General features: G+C 67.9%; 15 protein-coding genes. 3 read left to right on the forward strand and 12 right to left on the reverse strand.

Annotation, left to right across the window (positions count from 1 at the left end; all coding sequences use genetic code 11):
- Nucleotides 1-5: 5 nt before the first annotated feature.
- Nucleotides 6-131: an aa3-type cytochrome c oxidase subunit IV gene (locus GON01_RS08460; protein ID WP_157026941.1), complete on the reverse strand. Its 126-nt coding sequence runs from the start codon at nt 129-131 to the stop codon at nt 6-8.
- A 141-nt stretch (nt 132-272) separates the two neighbouring features.
- On the opposite strand from GON01_RS08460, the gene GON01_RS08465 reads away from it, so the two are divergent.
- Nucleotides 273-1,691 (forward strand): sigma-54-dependent transcriptional regulator, encoded by a 1,419-nt coding sequence (locus GON01_RS08465; RefSeq protein WP_157026942.1) that lies wholly within the window; start codon nt 273-275, stop codon nt 1,689-1,691.
- Between the two features lie 217 nt (nt 1,692-1,908).
- On the opposite strand, the gene folP is transcribed toward GON01_RS08465, so the two are convergent.
- The 6 genes from folP to glmM form a co-directional block, all read right to left on the reverse strand.
- A complete protein-coding gene (gene folP, locus GON01_RS08470) occupies nt 1,909-2,976 on the reverse strand; it encodes a dihydropteroate synthase (protein ID WP_309503537.1) in 1,068 nt (355 codons plus the stop codon).
- Between the two features lie 19 nt (nt 2,977-2,995).
- Nucleotides 2,996-4,114, reverse strand: a complete 1,119-nt coding sequence (locus GON01_RS08475; RefSeq protein ID WP_157026944.1) for a site-specific DNA-methyltransferase — start codon at nt 4,112-4,114, stop codon at nt 2,996-2,998.
- A gap of 179 nt (nt 4,115-4,293) precedes the next feature.
- Nucleotides 4,294-4,896 (reverse strand): ribonuclease HII, encoded by a 603-nt coding sequence (locus tag GON01_RS08480; RefSeq protein WP_157026945.1) that lies wholly within the window; start codon nt 4,894-4,896, stop codon nt 4,294-4,296.
- A gap of 86 nt (nt 4,897-4,982) precedes the next feature.
- Nucleotides 4,983-5,798, reverse strand: a complete 816-nt coding sequence (gene thiD, locus GON01_RS08485) for a bifunctional hydroxymethylpyrimidine kinase/phosphomethylpyrimidine kinase (RefSeq protein WP_181600077.1) — start codon at nt 5,796-5,798, stop codon at nt 4,983-4,985.
- Nucleotides 5,798-6,022, reverse strand: a complete 225-nt coding sequence (locus tag GON01_RS08490) for a DUF1272 domain-containing protein (RefSeq protein WP_157026946.1) — start codon at nt 6,020-6,022, stop codon at nt 5,798-5,800. The genes thiD and GON01_RS08490 overlap by 1 nt, the downstream gene beginning before the upstream one ends.
- 39 nt (nt 6,023-6,061) lie before the next feature.
- Nucleotides 6,062-7,399, reverse strand: coding sequence for a phosphoglucosamine mutase (gene glmM, locus GON01_RS08495; RefSeq protein ID WP_157026947.1), 1,338 nt, complete (start codon nt 7,397-7,399; stop codon nt 6,062-6,064).
- Between the two features lie 50 nt (nt 7,400-7,449).
- On the opposite strand from glmM, the gene GON01_RS08500 reads away from it, so the two are divergent.
- Nucleotides 7,450-8,445 (forward strand): aldo/keto reductase, encoded by a 996-nt coding sequence (locus GON01_RS08500; RefSeq protein WP_181600078.1) that lies wholly within the window; start codon nt 7,450-7,452, stop codon nt 8,443-8,445.
- Between the two features lie 31 nt (nt 8,446-8,476).
- Here the strand turns inward: GON01_RS08500 and GON01_RS08505 are convergent, their stop codons facing one another.
- From GON01_RS08505 to GON01_RS08525, 5 genes are all read right to left on the reverse strand, one after another.
- Nucleotides 8,477-9,127, reverse strand: coding sequence for an NnrU family protein (locus GON01_RS08505; protein ID WP_309503587.1), 651 nt, complete (start codon nt 9,125-9,127; stop codon nt 8,477-8,479).
- Between the two features lie 110 nt (nt 9,128-9,237).
- Complete coding sequence (locus tag GON01_RS08510) at nt 9,238-10,536, reverse strand: amidohydrolase family protein (RefSeq protein ID WP_181600079.1); 1,299 nt, start codon at nt 10,534-10,536, stop codon at nt 9,238-9,240.
- Complete coding sequence (locus GON01_RS08515; RefSeq protein WP_408640911.1) at nt 10,533-11,924, reverse strand: amidohydrolase; 1,392 nt, start codon at nt 11,922-11,924, stop codon at nt 10,533-10,535. The genes GON01_RS08510 and GON01_RS08515 overlap by 4 nt, the downstream gene beginning before the upstream one ends.
- Nucleotides 11,925-11,934: 10 nt before the next feature.
- A complete protein-coding gene (locus GON01_RS08520; RefSeq protein ID WP_157026950.1) occupies nt 11,935-13,944 on the reverse strand; it encodes a peptide MFS transporter in 2,010 nt (669 codons plus the stop codon).
- A 92-nt stretch (nt 13,945-14,036) separates the two neighbouring features.
- Complete coding sequence (locus GON01_RS08525; protein WP_157026951.1) at nt 14,037-14,942, reverse strand: M48 family metallopeptidase; 906 nt, start codon at nt 14,940-14,942, stop codon at nt 14,037-14,039.
- 52 nt (nt 14,943-14,994) lie between these two features.
- Between GON01_RS08525 and GON01_RS08530 the strand changes: the two genes are divergently transcribed.
- Complete coding sequence (locus GON01_RS08530) at nt 14,995-15,567, forward strand: nitroreductase family protein (RefSeq protein WP_157026952.1); 573 nt, start codon at nt 14,995-14,997, stop codon at nt 15,565-15,567.
- Nucleotides 15,568-15,584: the final 17 nt, after the last annotated feature.

The raw sequence follows: 15,584 nt of genomic DNA on the forward strand, positions 1-15,584 counted from the left end.
CCGGGTCAGTTCGAAATGACGAAGATGACGATCAGGCCGGTCAGGAAAGCGGCGATCGTCGCCCATTTCAGCAGGGTCGTGAAACCCGAATAGGTGCGCTCGTGTGCCTTCAAATCGCCGTCGCTGGCCATGGAATCCTGCAATCCGTTGATGCCCCGCGCCGTATCTATCGGCGACTTCCCCCGGCCTCAAGAGCCAAGTGTGACGCGCTTAACACGCCCTTTACGGCCTTTGGCCTAAACGCCGTGGCCCAGGGAACGGGAGAGTGACGAATGGCCAAGGCGAACGCCAAGGTCCTGATGCTGGTCGACGACGAACCGGCCCAGCGGCGCCTTGTCGCCGCCATCGCCGCCCGTGCGGGCTGGCGCACCGTGTTCGCCGACAGCGGCGATGCGGCGCTCGACACGTTGGCGACCGAGCAGGGGCTGCTGCTCGATGCGGTGCTGATCGACCAATATGGCCCCGGCGACGAGACGATCGCGCTGATCGAATCCATGCACGCGCGCCGGCCCGCCCTTCCCGTCCTGCTTCTGACGGCGCATGGCTCGATCGAGATCGCGGTCGGGGCTATGCGCGCAGGTGCGTCCGACTATCTGATCAAGCCGATCGCCCCGGACCGGCTGCTGGGCGCGCTCGATGCTGCCGCCTCCAGCCGCGCCAATGTCGGCGAGCTTCGGCCGCTCGCCGAAAAGATAAAGGCGCCCCTGGGCTTTGGCGAGATCGTCGGTGCCGCCCCGCAATTCCGCGCCGCGCTGGCGATCGCCGCCAAGGCGGCACGCGCGCGCGTGCCGGTATTGATCGACGGCGAAAGCGGCGTCGGCAAGGAAGTCGTCGCCGAAGCGATCCATGCCGCGTCCCCGCGCGGCAAAAAGACGTGGGTCGCGGTCAATTGCGGTGCGATCCCGGAGAATCTGGTCGAATCGGAGCTGTTCGGGCACGAGCGCGGCGCCTTCACCGGCGCCTTCGAGCGCAGGATCGGCCGCTTCCAGGAAGCGGACGGCGGCACGATCTTCCTCGACGAGGTCGGCGAGCTGCCGCTCGACGCCCAGGTGAAGCTGCTCCGCGTGCTTCAGTCCGGCGAAATCCAGCCGATCGGCGCGCGCGTCACCCGCGATGTGGACGTGCGCGTCATCGCCGCGACCAACAAGCGATTGGTCGACGAAGTGGCGGCCGGCAATTTCCGCGAGGACCTTTATTACCGGCTGAACGTCGTCCAGGTGACGATCCCGCCGCTGCGCGACCGGCCGCGCGACATCCCCGCGCTGGCCCGCCACCTGCTCGCGCGGATTGCGGCGCAGCCCGGGATGCGCGGCCTCGGCATCACCGACGAGGCGCTGTCGCTGCTGATGTCCTTCCCCTGGCCGGGCAATGTGCGGCAGCTGCAGAACGCGCTGTTCCGCGCGGCTGTGCTGTGCGACGGCGAGGCGCTGACCTCGGCCGACTTCCCGCAGATCGCGCTGCAGAGCTGCGACGAGCTGACGCCGCTGATGTCGCACGCCGGTGCCGGCGTGACGCTGTTCGAGGCCGACGGCCATATCCGCAACCTCGAAGAGATCGAGGCCGACGTGATCCGCCTCGCGATCGGCCATTATCGCGGCCGCATGACGGAGGTCGCCCGCCGCCTCGGCATCGGCCGCTCCACCCTGTATCGCAAGCTTGGCGAACTCGGCATCGGCGACGTGGCGGCGTAGGCGCCGCCCGGAACGGCAACGTGACGGCTGCGTTCCAGATGCATGTTCAAGACGTCCGGCTATGTGATTTCCACCGTCAGCGTGATCCTGCTCGCGATCGTCGCCTGGAAGGGCGCCAAGGACGATCCGACGCTGACGATATTGCTGATCCTGGGCGCGCTGACCTCGATCGCCGGCATGCTGTGCCGCTGGATCGCGTTCCTGCGCGACGAAAAGCCTAGCGACCTGTCAAAGCCTGGTCGCGCAGACCCCGCCATACATGGAGTGCCTGCACCGTCTCCGGCACGTCGTGAACCCGAAGAATTTGCGCGCCAAGCATCGCGCCGTTGAGCGCCAGCGCGACCGAGCCGCCGAGGCGCCGGTCGGCCGGGGCCTCCTTCGAGAGCGCGCCGATCATGCGCTTGCGGCTGGCACCCAGCATCAGCGCGCAGCCAAGCCCCTGGAACAGCGCCAGACCGTTCAGCAGCGCCAGATTGTCGGCCAGCGACTTGCCGAAGCCGATGCCGGGATCGACGATGATCTTCGCGCGCGGCACGCCCGCCGCCTCGACGGCAGCGACGCGCGCCTCGAGCCAGTCATAGACCTCCAGCAACGGATCGGGCCCGAGCGTATGTCTGTGGAGATCGCGCGGATCGCCGGCGTGCATCAGTATCACCGGGCAGGAGGCCCGGACCACCAGATCCAGCGCGCGATCATCATACAGCAGCGCCGAGACGTCGTTGACGATCCCCGCGCCCGCCGCCAGTGCGGCCTCCATCACCTCCGCCTTGCGCGTGTCGATCGAGACCGCGACCCCGGCCCGGGCCAGCCGTTCGATGACCGGCACGACGCGCTTCACCTCATCGCCTTCCCAAACGGGTTCGGCGCCCGGCCGCGTCGATTCGCCGCCGATATCGACCAGCGCCGCCCCTTCGCCCGCCGAGCGCACGCCTGCTTCGGCGGCGGCGTCCGGATCGGCCAGATGCGCGCCCGCGTCCGAGAAACTGTCCGGCGTGACGTTCAGGATCGCCGCGACCTGCGGCTGGTCGAAGCGGATCGTGCGGGCGCCGAGCTCCAGCGTCGGACGCGTCGCTGTCAAGCGCTGCAGAATGGGCTGAACCTCGTCGGGGAGTGCGGCCGCTTCGGCCACCGGCACCAGGCGCTTCGAGGCGCGACGCTGCCCGTCCGTTTCGATCAGCTCATAGGCGGAATGCCAGAGCAACCCGCCCGCAAGGCGCGCGACCTGCCCGTCAAAGCCGATCGGCGTGCCCAGGAACGCGGCGGGTTTTAAGTAAAATCGTGCCACACGGTGCTCTAACGACCTCTCAAACCTCGTTCGCCAGCAGATAGGTCTGCCTGAGCGCATCGATCGGCTTCAGCGCGCCCGCGTCTTCATAGTGCCAGAAGGTCCAGCCGTTGCAGCTCGGCGCGCCCTGGAGCGTCGCGCCCAATTTGTGGATCGACCCGCTCGTGCCGCCCGCCTCCAGCGATCCGTCCGCCCGCACCGTCGCCTGCCAGCGGCGCTTCGCATCCGTCAGCACTGCCCCCGGCGGCAGCATGCCGGTTTCGACGAGCACGCCGAACGCGACCCTGGGCGCCGCAGCCGGCGACTGCATCGTCCTGAGCGCCGATTCGTCGAGCGGCAGCGCCGCCGCGATCCGCTCGCGCGCCACGTCGCAATAGGAGGGCTCGCGCTCGATCCCGATCCAGTGCCGCCCAAGGCGCGTGGCGACCGCGCCGGTGGTCCCGGTGCCGAAGAACGGGTCGAGCACCACATCGCCCGGGTTGGTGCAGGCGAGCAGCACGCGGTACAGCAAAGCCTCGGGCTTCTGGGTCGGGTGCGCCTTGACGCCGCCACGCTTCAGCCGCTCGGCCCCCGAGCAGATCGGGATCAGCCAGTCGGACCGCATCTGCAGCTCGTCGTTGAGCGTCTTCATCGCGCGATAGTTGAAGGTGTAGCGGGCGCTTTCGCTCTTTGCCGCCCAGATCAGCGTCTCATGCGCATTGGTGAAGCGCGTGCCCTTGAAGTTCGGCATCGGGTTGGACTTGCGCCAGACGATGTCGTTCAGGATCCAGTATCCCTGATCCTGGATCGCAGCACCGACCCGGAAGATATTGTGATAGCTGCCGATCACCCAGATCGAGCCGCTGTCCTTCAGCACCCGGCGTGCTTCGGCCAGCCAGGCGCGGGTGAACTCGTCATAGGCGGCGAAGGTGTCGAATTTATCCCATTCGTTATCGACCGCGTCGACGCGGCCGCCTTCCGGACGGAACAGATCGCCGCCCAGCTGGAGGTTATAGGGTGGATCGGCGAAGATCATGTCGACCGAAGCATCGGGCAGCGAACGCATCGCCTCGATGCAGTCGTCCATCAGGATCCGGTCGAGCGGAAGCGCAACCCCTCTGGTCGCGGCGCGCCGCTCGATCTTCGTCAGAACCCCCATCCGGTGAACGCCCCCTGCTCGGTTATCCACAGGCAGAGTGAGTCATCGGGGACTCCGCGGTCAAGCACTTCATTTCGCTGCCACAATCAGAACGGCACGCGAACGCGTCGGCTTGCCACAACCCCTTGAGTCCGGCCGCGGGCCGGGGACTCAACCCGTTGTGGTGTGGCCCGAAAGACTCACAAGGGAAGCAAAGCTTGGGCGACCGGCGCGAAGCTCCGGCGGTGCAGCGGCGTCGGGCCCAGCCGGTTCAGCGCCTCGCGATGCGTGGGGCAGCCATAGCCCTTGTTCGAGGCCCAGCCGTAACCCGGATGCGCGGCATCGGCCTCGATCATCAACTGGTCGCGATGATGCTTGGCAACGACCGAGGCGGCAGCGATCGACAGGCACAGCGCGTCGCCGCCCACGATCGTGACGCACGGATGCTGCCATCGCGGCTTCGCATTGCCGTCGATCAGCACCATGCCGGGCGCGATCCCCAGCGCCTCGACCGCCCGCGTCATCGCCAGCATCGTCGCCCAGAAGATGTTGATCCGGTCGATTTCCTCGACGGTCGCGACGCCGACGCCGACCAGCGCGACCCGCGTCAGCTTCGCATGCAGCTCGGCGCGCGCGGCGGCGGTCAGCTTCTTGGAATCGTCGATCCCGCGCGGCACGCCCTTTTCCGGCAGGATCACCGCCGCGGCGACCACCGGCCCGGCGAGCGGCCCCCGCCCCGCTTCGTCCACGCCGACCACGGGACCGGGATGGGCGAGTTCTAGTTTGCGAGAGGGGCGGGCCATTTGTCGGCGTTCTAAAACCTGCCGGAGAAGAAGGGGAGGGCTTCGACAAGCTCAGCCAAGCCGGCGTGACGGTTGTCCACAGGAATTCAACCCTCCAGCTGCTCGTAGGGATTATGTCCCAGGGTATGGCCGATGGGCCCGTGCCCCGCGCCCAGACCCGGCGCGGCGAGGATCGCGATGCGGACGAAGCGGACCGCCTGCTGGAAGGCTTCCTCGATCGACAAGCCGGCGCCCAGGCCGGTCGCGAGCGCGCTCGCCAGCGTGCAGCCGGTGCCATGGGTATCGTCGGTGTCGAAGCGCTTGCCCTCCAGCCGCGTGATCTCGCGCCCGTTCGGCGCCAGCACGCGATCGGTGATGGAATAGCCTTCGGCATGGCCGCCCTTCATCAGCAGATGACAGCCATGAGCGAGCACGGCTTCCTCGCCGCCCAGCGCGTCCAGCTCCGGCAGGTTGGGCGTCACGACCGACGCGATCCGCATCAGCTTCTCGAATGCGGCGATGGTGGCGGCATCCGCCAGCTCCGATCCGCTGGTCGCGATCATCACGGGATCGAACACGATCGGCACGTCCAGCCCGGAGAGCGCCTCCGCGACAGCCTCGGCCGTTGCGGCCGAGCCGATCATGCCGATCTTGACCGCATCGACGCCGATGTCGCTGACGACGCTGTCGATCTGCGCCACCACCATCTCGGTCGGGATCGGGTGGATCGCCTGCACGCCCAGCGTGTTCTGGGCCGTGACGGCGGTGATCGCGGTCATCGCGTGGCCGCCCAGCATCGTCACCGTCTTGATGTCCGCCTGGATGCCTGCGCCGCCGCCGCTGTCGGACCCGGCGACGATCAGGATCCGGGGCGTCAGCTGCTCGTCCCACTGGCTCGGCGAACCGGGTTCGGGATCGCCCATCAGCCTTTGTACTTTCGTTCGGTGCTGGCCGGGTGCTTCTTCAGCGCGGCGCCGACCCGGCTCGGCCGATCCATCAGCTCGCCGCCGCAATTGGGGCAGCGCTCGTCCATCTCGTCGGCACATTCGGCGCAGAAGGTGCACTCGAACGAGCAGATGAACGCGCCGTGCGCATCGGCCGGCAGGTCGGCGCCGCAGCGTTCGCAATCGGGCCGCATCTCAAGCATTCAAAACTCCGTTCGCTTCGAACGGCGGAAAGGTCAGCATCACGCCGCCTCCGCCACGGCCGCGCAGATGCGTTCGACCACCGCCTTCACCTGCGCTTCGTCGTCGCCTTCCGCCATCACGCGGATCAGCGGCTCCGTGCCGGACGGGCGGATGACGAGGCGACCGTGACCGTTCAGCTCGGCCTCGGCGTCGGCGATCGCCGCCTTGACGCGCGCATCCTCCAGCGGCCTGCCGCCCGAGAATCGGACATTCTTCAGCAACTGCGGCACCGGATCGAACACGCGCAGCAGGTCGCTCGCCCGCTTGCCCGACTGGACCAGCTCGGCAAGGATCTGGAGGCCCGCCATCAGCCCGTCGCCGGTCGTCGCATGGTCCGAGAGAATGATGTGGCCGGACTGTTCGCCGCCCACATTGAAGCCGCCGCTCCGCATCCGCTCCAGCACATAGCGGTCGCCGACCTTGGTGCGCTCGAGCGACAGCCCGTCCGCCGCCAGCCGCCGCTCCAGCCCCAGGTTCGACATCACCGTCGCGACCAGGCCGCCGCCCTTCAGCAGGCCCTTGCGTGCCCAGCTGGTCGCGATCAGCGCCATCAGCTGGTCGCCGTCAATCACGCGGCCGGTCTCGTCGGCGACGATCAGCCGGTCGGCATCGCCGTCGAGCGCCAGGCCGATGTCCGCGCCGCTCGCCGCCACCGTCTCGCACAGCACCTGCGGCGCGGTCGAGCCACAGCCGGCATTGATGTTGGTGCCGTTGGGATCGACGCCGATCGGCACCACGTCCGCGCCCAGCTCCCACAGCGCCTCCGGCGCCACCTTGTAGGCGGCACCGTTCGCGCAATCGATCGCGATCTTCAGCCCTTCCAGCCGCAGGCCTTCGGGGAAACTCGACTTGACCGCGTGGATGTAGCGACCCTGCGCATCGTCGACGCGCCGCGCGCGGCCGGTGCGGTCGGCCGGCGCGAGCACCGGCTGCGCGTCGATCAGCCGCTCGATCGCCAGCTCGTCCTCGTCCGACAGCTTGTAGCCGTCGGGCCCGAACAGCTTGATGCCGTTGTCCGCGAAGGGGTTGTGGCTGGCGGAGATCATCACCCCCAGGTCCGCCCGCATCGATTGCGCGAGCATCGCCACGGCAGGCGTCGGCATCGGGCCGACCAGCACCACGTCCATACCGACGCTGGTGAAGCCCGCGACCAGCGCCGGCTCCAGCATATAGCCGGACAGCCGCGTATCCTTGCCGATTACGACGCGGTGGATGTGCGCGCCGCGAACGAAATGCGCGCCGGCGGCCATGCCGACCTTCATCGCCATTTCCGCCGTCATGGCCGGCGCGTTCACCCGGCCGCGAATGCCGTCCGTTCCGAAATATTTCCGTGTCATTCCACGTCCAATAAGTTCATGCCCGACTCCCTAGCGCGAAGGAGGCGGCGGTGAAATATCGGACTCTGGGGCAAGGGCTGGAAGTCTCTGCGATCGGGATCGGCTGCATGCCGATGGTGAGCGGCGGCAACATCAATTACGGCGGCGGCGGCGATGCAGGCGAAGGCGTGGCGACCATCCACCGCGCGATCGAGCTCGGCGTCACCTTCTTCGACACCGCCGAAATCTACGGGCCGTTCCAGAACGAGGAACTGGTCGGCGAAGCGATCCGGGGCAAACGCGACGGGCTGGTCATCGCGACCAAGTTCGGTTTCCGTTTCGAAGGGGACCGGATCACCGGTGTCGACAGCTCGCCCGCCAACATCCGCCGCGCCTGCGAAGGATCGCTGAAGCGGCTGGGGATCGACACGATCGACCTTTATTACCAGCACCGGGTCGACCCGAACGTGCCGATCGAGGAGACGGTCGGCACGATGGCGGCGCTGGTGAAGGAAGGGAAGGTCCGGCACCTCGGCCTGTCCGAAGCCGGCGCGCAGACGATCCGCCGCGCGCACGCCGTCCACCCGATCACTGCCCTGCAAAGCGAATATTCGCTGTGGGAGCGCGGCGTGGAGGACGACATGCTGCCGACCTGCCGCGAGCTCGGCATCGGCTTCGTCCCCTACTCCCCGCTCGGACGGGGTTTCCTGACCGGCCAGATCAAAAGCCGCGCGGACCTGCCGGCAGACGATTGGCGTCAGAATGACCCGCGCTATTCGGAAGAGAATTTCGGCGCGAACCTGAAGATCGTCGATGCGATCCGCGCGGTCGCCGAGCGCAAGGGCGTCAGCCTTGCCCAGATCGCGCTCGCCTGGCTGCTGGCGCAGGACGCGCACATCGTGCCGATCCCCGGCGTCAAGCGCCGCGCGACGCTGGAGGATTCGGTGAAGGCGGCGGACGTGGAGCTGTCCGCTTCAGAGCTGGACGAACTCGAAGCCGCGATTCCGGCGGATGCCGTGCAGGGCCTCCGCTATCGCGAACAAGGCATGCGGATGGTGCGGTTGTAGATCCTTCCCTCGCCTTGCGAGGGGAGGATTTCTAACCCCACACCCCCACCGCCGGCGCGCCGAGCATCGGGTGCAGCCAGGTCGCGAGCAGCCAAAGCGCGAGGCCGCCGAGCATCACGCTCCAGCCGGGCCACCAGGCCCGCGACGGCGCCGGGCCGGTGAACGGAACGAATGCCGTCTTCCCGCGCCAAACCGGCCAGAAATCGGGCTGGAGCTTCGACTTTTTCGCGTCCTGCCCCGCCGCACCGGCGAGCGCGAGCAGGGCGACGCCCGCGGTCAGCACGAGCACCGATGGCTGCGGCCACACCAGCGCGTGCGCGAATGCCCAGAGCGCGAAGCCCCACATCATGGGGTGACGCGTGACCGCGAACACGCCGCGCGGCTCTCCCGCCGCAGCGGGCATGCCAGGCAGCGCCGGATTTCCGATCAGTGAGCCGACCAGCAGGATGCTCGCGACCAGCATCACCGCGCCGGCGAGCCACCACGCCCAGAGCGGAGCTGTCCACAGGAACGGTTCCGGCCCGACGCGGAGCATCGCCCAGACGACCCAACCGAGCGTCGCGAAGCTCACCAGCGTGTAGAGCCCGAGAAAGCCCCGCTCACCCAATCGCGCGACCAGCGGCGCGCGCAACGGGTGCGACATCAGCAGGTGCGTCCCTACGAACGCCGCGGTGGCGATGATGACCTACGTGAGTGGACTCATTCGTCACCCCGGATTTGATCGGCGGCCCACCTTACTTGTTTTGCGGGAAAGAAGAAGGTGGGCCCCGACTCAAGGCCGGGATGACGAGTCTATCTTTCGTACGCCTTGGGCAGCGCGCCTTCCTCCGGCCGGGCGTAGCGGTCGCGTAGCTTGGTCTGACGGTCAACCATCGGCTGCTCGACACCGTCGATCCACACCCGGTCGGCATGGCTCGACAGCTCCAGCGGATCGCCGTCCCAGAGGACGACGTCGGCGCGGCGGCCGGCGCGCAGCGAGCCGATCTGGCCGCCCAGGCCCAGCGCATCGGCCGGGCCGGACGTGATCGCCGCCAGCGCGTCGCCCCAGCTGAGGCCCGCGGCGCCGGGGATCTTCGTCAGGGCGACGAGGTTGCCCGCATATTGCGGCGCTAGCCGCGCCTGCCGCGCGTCGTCGTCATTGTTCATCCCGATCGACACCCGCACGCCCGCCGCCTTCATCCGGCCGACGTTCGACTGCGTTGCCGCAAGCTGCTCGAACGCCGCCGGCAGGTCGGTCAGCGCGTTCGCGATGACCGGCACGCCCGCCGCCGCGATCTCGCGGGCGACGGTCCAGCCTTCGGCCGCACCGACGATCACAAGCTTCAGCGCCGGATATTCCTGCTTCAGCTTCAGCACGTTGCGGATGTCGTTGGCGCTTTCGACATGAACCAGCAGCGGCATCTTGCCCGTCACGACCGGGACCAGCGCGGCCGCGTCGGCGCGGGTGAGCAGCGCGTCCTTGCTGTCGCCGTCATAGGCGGCGGGGTTGCGGGCACAGCGCTGCGCCGCCTCCAGCGACTGGCGGAACTGCAAATAGGCGGCGGGACGGCTGCCACCGGCCTCCTGCGCGCCGTCTTCGCCCAGCTCCACGAACTGGAAGGCGCGCGGCACCGTCACCGCATCCGGGTCGGCGCCGGTATCGATGACCGCGCCCTGGCCCGCGAAGATCATGTTCGCCGTCGACGGCGACACGATCGCGCGCGTGACGCCGCCCAGCCGGCTGACGGCGATCGCGGAGACGCGCGGGTTGATCCCCGGCACCACGTCGATCGCCGCCGAATAGGGCGAGCGCCGCGCGACCGTATCGTTGGTCGGATCGACCGCATCGACCTCGACCAGCCCCACGCGCGTGAAGCCGGCGACGAAGCCCGGCGCGACCCACTTGCCGGTCGCATCGATCACCTTCGCGCCCGCGGGCACGGCGACGCCCTGCCCCGCGGCGACGATGCGCCCGTCGCGGATCACGACGGTGCCGCCCTCAATCGGCGCGGAGCCGTCGCCGATCGCGACCGTGCCGCCGGTGATGGCGACGGTTTCGGCCGCTACCGGCGCGGCAAGCAGGGCAGCGCCCAACAGCAACAGGGCCTTCACTTCACATCTCCCTCGCCCGGCTGGCCGAGCTCGAAATCGGTAACGGGGCGGCGGCTCGGATCGAGCGCGTCGTACATCAGAGCACCATCGATCCAGACCTTTTCGGGCCGGGTGTAGACGCTGAACGGATTGCCGTTCCACAGCACCACATCGGCCATCTTGCCGGGCTTCAGGCTGCCGGTCCTGTCGTCGATGTGCAGCGCCTTTGCCGGATTGATGCTGAGCCATTCCCACGCGACCTCGTCGGGAATGTTGATCCCCATCCGGCGGCCGGCGGCAAGCGCCTTGGCTGCTTCCTGGTTCAGGCGCTGGATGCCGTTCGCGTCATCGGAATGGGTGATCGTGCACACGCCCGCATTCTGCAGCAGGGGCATGTTCTCGTTGATCGCGTCATAGGCTTCCATCTTGAAGCCCCACCAGTCGGCCCAGACCGCCGCGCAGACGCCGTTCGCCTTCAGCAGGTCGGCGATCTTGTAGGCCTCGACCGCGTGGTGGAACGCGGTGACCTTGTAGCCGAACTCCTTGGCCATATCCATGACGATCGCCATCTCGTCGGCGCGGTAGCAGTGGTTCTGGACCAGGATGTCACCGGCGAGCACGCCGCGAAGCGTGTCCATCGCGATGTCGCGCGCGGGCGGCTCCCCGCCGTCACGCTCATATTTGTCCCATTTGCGCGTATATTCCTGCGCCTTGGCCCAGGTCTGGCGATCGACGGCGATGTTGCCCATCCGCGTTGCCGGCATCTGGTTGCGCGAGCCATAGACGCGCTTCGGATTCTCGCCGCACGCCATCTTCAGGCCATAGGGCGCGCCGGGGAATTTCATCGCCTGCACCGTGCGCGCGGCGACGTTCTTCAGCACGACCGAGCGGCCGCCGAACAGGTTGGCGGAGCCCGGCAGGATCTGGAGCGTCGTCACGCCGCCATTGGCGAGCGCGCGGCCGAAGCCGGGGTCCTGCGGCCAGACGCTGTGCTCGGCCCAGACTTCGGGCCGGACCGGGCCGGTCGCTTCGTTGCCGTCCGAATGCGCCTGCACCGATGGCGACGGATAGTCGCCCAAATGGCTGTGGACGTCGATCACGCCCGGCGTCACCCATTTGCCGGTGCCGTCGATCGTCGCCACGCCCGCGGGCGCTTCGACGCTCTGCCCGACCGCGACGATCTTGCCGTCGGCGAACAGCACCTGCCCGCGATCGATGCGGCCACCCTCTCCATCGTAAATGGTGACGTTGGTGACCAGGGTCGGCACGCCCGGATAGGCATGGTAGGTCGAAGGATACGGGTCCCGCGAATAGGGGACAGGCTTTTCCTTCTGAGCTGACGCCGTCTGCGGTTTCGCCCCCGCCGTCGCACACCCGGCGAGCGCGAGGGCCGCGCTCGCCAAAAGCATAAACCGCATCCTATTTTACTCCGTGCATCAGATATTTGAGCGGGAAGGCGAGAACCAGCAGGACGGCGCCGATCCCGACCGCGACCCAGCCGATGGTGGTGAACACGCCCAGATAGGTCTCCAGGCTCACCTTCAGGTTCGTCACCTGTCCGCCGACCGTCTCGACCGAGGCGACCTGCGCGACCGCGCCCGCGACATACTGCGCGACCGAGATCGACAGGAACCACACGCCCATCATCATGCCGACGATGCGCGCGATCGACAGCTTGGTGATCATGCTGAGACCGACCGGCGAGATGCAGAGCTCCGCGATCGAATGGATCAGGTAGAGCCCGGCGAGCCAGGCAAGGCCGACCTGATAGTTCGGGCCGGCAAAGCTTGCGCCCCAGACCAGGAACAGGAAGCCCGCGCCGACGCCCATCAGCGCCAGGCCGAACTTGATCGGGATCGGCGGCTCGAGCCCGCGCTTCGCCAGCACATTCCACAGCACGCTCATCAACGGCGCGAGGATGACGATGAACAGCGCGTTGAAGATCTGCGTCTGCCCGGCCGGCATCACATAGACCGGCTCGCTTCCGAAGCCGCCGAGCCGGGCGAAGTGCATGCCGACAAACGCGATCACGGCGATGGTTGCGGTCGCGATCGCCATCTTGCGGCGCGTGGCCGCTTCCTCGCCCCATGCGAAGAACCAGAAGGCAAGCCATGCGATGCCGCCGATGATCACGGCGAAGAACAGGTAATAGGTGACCGGGTTCGCCCGGAACGCGGCGAACAACGGCGCGGTCCAGCCGATCTCCAGCACCGTGTTCCGCTCCGCGAACAGCGTCAGCGACGATCCGGCCTGCTCGAACAGCGTCCAGAACACGACGTTGAAGACGATCAGCACCATCGCCGCGACCATCATCTGGAACTCGGTGCGGCTGCCCGCGACGAACGACCAGATCAGGATCGCGGGCACACTGATCAGGAACGTGCCGAACAGGAATTTGCCCATGATCGGCAGCGACGAGACGTAGCCGACGATGCCCGAGCCGGCCGGCGGCGCGACATAGTTCATGAGGTTCCAGAACAGGAAGATCGCCAGCGGCACCGCCAGCATCGCGCAGATATAGATGATCCAGTCCTTGCTGGCCGGCGCGTTGGCGGGCCGCTCGCCATAGCCGTCGAGTCGGCCGCCATCGAACTGGAACAACGCCCATGAGCAGGTCATGCCGAGCGCGGCAAGGCCGAAGCCCGCCCACCAGCCGACCGACACCGCCAGCAGCGGGCAGAAGAATTGCGAGATCAGCGAGCCGAGGTTGATCCCCATGTAGAAGATCGTGAAGCCGGCGTCGCGCCTGCGGTCGCCCTCGTCGTAGAGCGTGCCGACGATGGTCGAGATGTTGGGCTTGAAGAAGCCGTTGCCGACCGTGACCAGCGACAGGCCGAGCAGCAGCACGAAGACGAAGAAGGACGAGCGCTCGCCGCCAGATGCGAACTTGTCGGGCGCGATCCGGCGCGCTTCGGCGCCATCCGTCGCCATCAGCGAGACCGACTTATCCTCATTGCCCTTGATGAGAAGCTTGTCGGCGCCGATCGTCACGAAGCGCTGCTCGGCACCGCGCTCCCCCTCGACGCTGACTTCGTAGCGCTGGCCGTCGATCGTCGCGAACGGCTTCGCCGCCTGGCCGCCGAAGCACAGGGTGAAATAGCCAAGCGCCATCATGATCGCGCCGAATTTCACCGACCGTTTGGAGCCCAGATACTGGTCCGCGATCAGCCCGCCGACCAGCGGGGTCAGGTAAACCAGCGCGGTGAAGCCGCCATAGATGCCGGTCGACGTCTGGTCACTGAACAGGAAGTGGTTGACCAGGTACAGCGTCAGGATCGCCCGCATGCCGTAATAGCCGAAGCGTTCCCACATCTCGGTGGTGAACAGGCGCTTCAGCTGGCGTGGATGCTCGAACCAGGTTCCCCCGTCCGACCGGCTCACATGCGGCGTTTGCGGCTCGAACGTCTCGTCCGCGTTGACGTTGACCATGCGGATCCTCTTCCCAAGGCATGAGGGCCGCTTGTGCGGCCCGATTGGTGCGCGACCCTAGCGCCGAAATCGGCGCTGTGAAGTACCAGTTGTTACGGAAGTGGGGCTTGGCCCGACGCCTGCTGCGTCCTGATGCGCGCGATCTCCACCTCGGCGCGCGCGGCGCGGTCGCGCCAATCCGGGTGCGATCCGTCGCTGAGGATGCCGAAACCGGTCCGGGGGCCCCAGCGGCGCCAGAATGCGGGGGCAATGCGAATGTCGTATCCCGCGCGCGCCATCAGATAGAGCGCCCAACGGTCCGCCTCGCGCTCGCGGTCGCGGGTTCGCCCGCCACTGCGATCGTCGCCGGCGATCCGCTGCGGCCGGTGGCCCTTGTTGTGGCCGAGGATGTTGTGCGCCAGCTCGTGCGCGAGAATGAGCGCCAGTTCGTCGTCGCTTGCAGCAAAGTCCACGATTTCGGCCGATACGGTGACGCGCGCGCCGTCGCTGCTCGCCGCGCGCAGGCCGCGGCCACGGCCGATCAGGAACTCGCTCGCGCAGCCCGGCTCCGGCACGATCCGCAGCATGACGGACCGGCCGCCGCGCTGGACGGTGACGGACGTCGCACCGCCGGCCAATATCCCCTCGACCATCGCCTGGCGATCGCGCGAGGCGCGGCTCGAAGGATCGGGAAGCGCTTGCCCGCCGACGGCCAGCAGCTCGTCGCCAATGCGGACACCGCCGCGCGCCGCCGCGCTCCCGGCTTCCACGGCCACGACCGTCGGCAGGTCGCCCAGCCCGAGGCCATTCCGCACGCTACGCCGCAGGTCGGGCGCGAATTGCTCCGCATCCTCGATCGTCCAGCCGGGATTGCTGACATTGCCCGCGCACAGCCCTGCCCCGCCTTTCGCCAGCCTGCGCCCGATCGCGACCAGGCGCGCGTCGGCTGCGGCAAGGACCTTCAAGGAAGCGGCATCGACCGACGGGGCCGCCGCGGCCAGCATCAACGCAAACAGCATCCGCCTTCCTTAGCGGCTTGATCGCCGCCCGCCAGCCGCCCAGATGCGCTGCATGTTCAACGACCTTTCCTCGCCCGCTTCGTTTCTCGCCAGCCGCCGCTCGGGCAAGCCGCGCGACATGGTGGCGCCCGGCCCCGATCCCGACCAGCTCCGCGCCATTCTCACCGCCGCGATGCGGGTGCCCGATCACGGCAAATTGGCGCCCTGGCGCATCGTGGTCGTTGACGACCGCGACTCGCTGGCCGTGCTGCTGCAGAATGGGTTTCGCGCGCAGCGCGGCGCGCCCGAGGCCGACGACGTGTCGGCGATCGATCAATTCGCCAGGCAGGCCCCGGCGCTGGTGGCCGTCATCTCGAGCCCGGTCGAAGCCAGCAAGATACCGCTCTGGGAACAACAGCTCTCATCGGGCGCGCTGTGCATGAACCTGGTCGCGGCGGCGACCGCGCACGGCTTTGTCGCCGGCTGGCTGACCGGCTGGGCCGCCTATGACCCGCATGTGCTGAAGGCGCTCGGCGGCGGCGCGAACGATCGGATCGCCGGATTCGTGTTCGTCGGCTCGCCCGGCGAGGAGCTGAAGGAGCGCCCCCGGCCCGTTTACGACGAAATCGTTCGTCATTGGCCTTGACCTGCACGGCTGTGTTA

It is taken from the genome of Sphingomonas horti (assembly GCF_009753715.1).
Classification (GTDB): domain Bacteria; phylum Pseudomonadota; class Alphaproteobacteria; order Sphingomonadales; family Sphingomonadaceae; genus Sphingomonas_B; species Sphingomonas_B horti.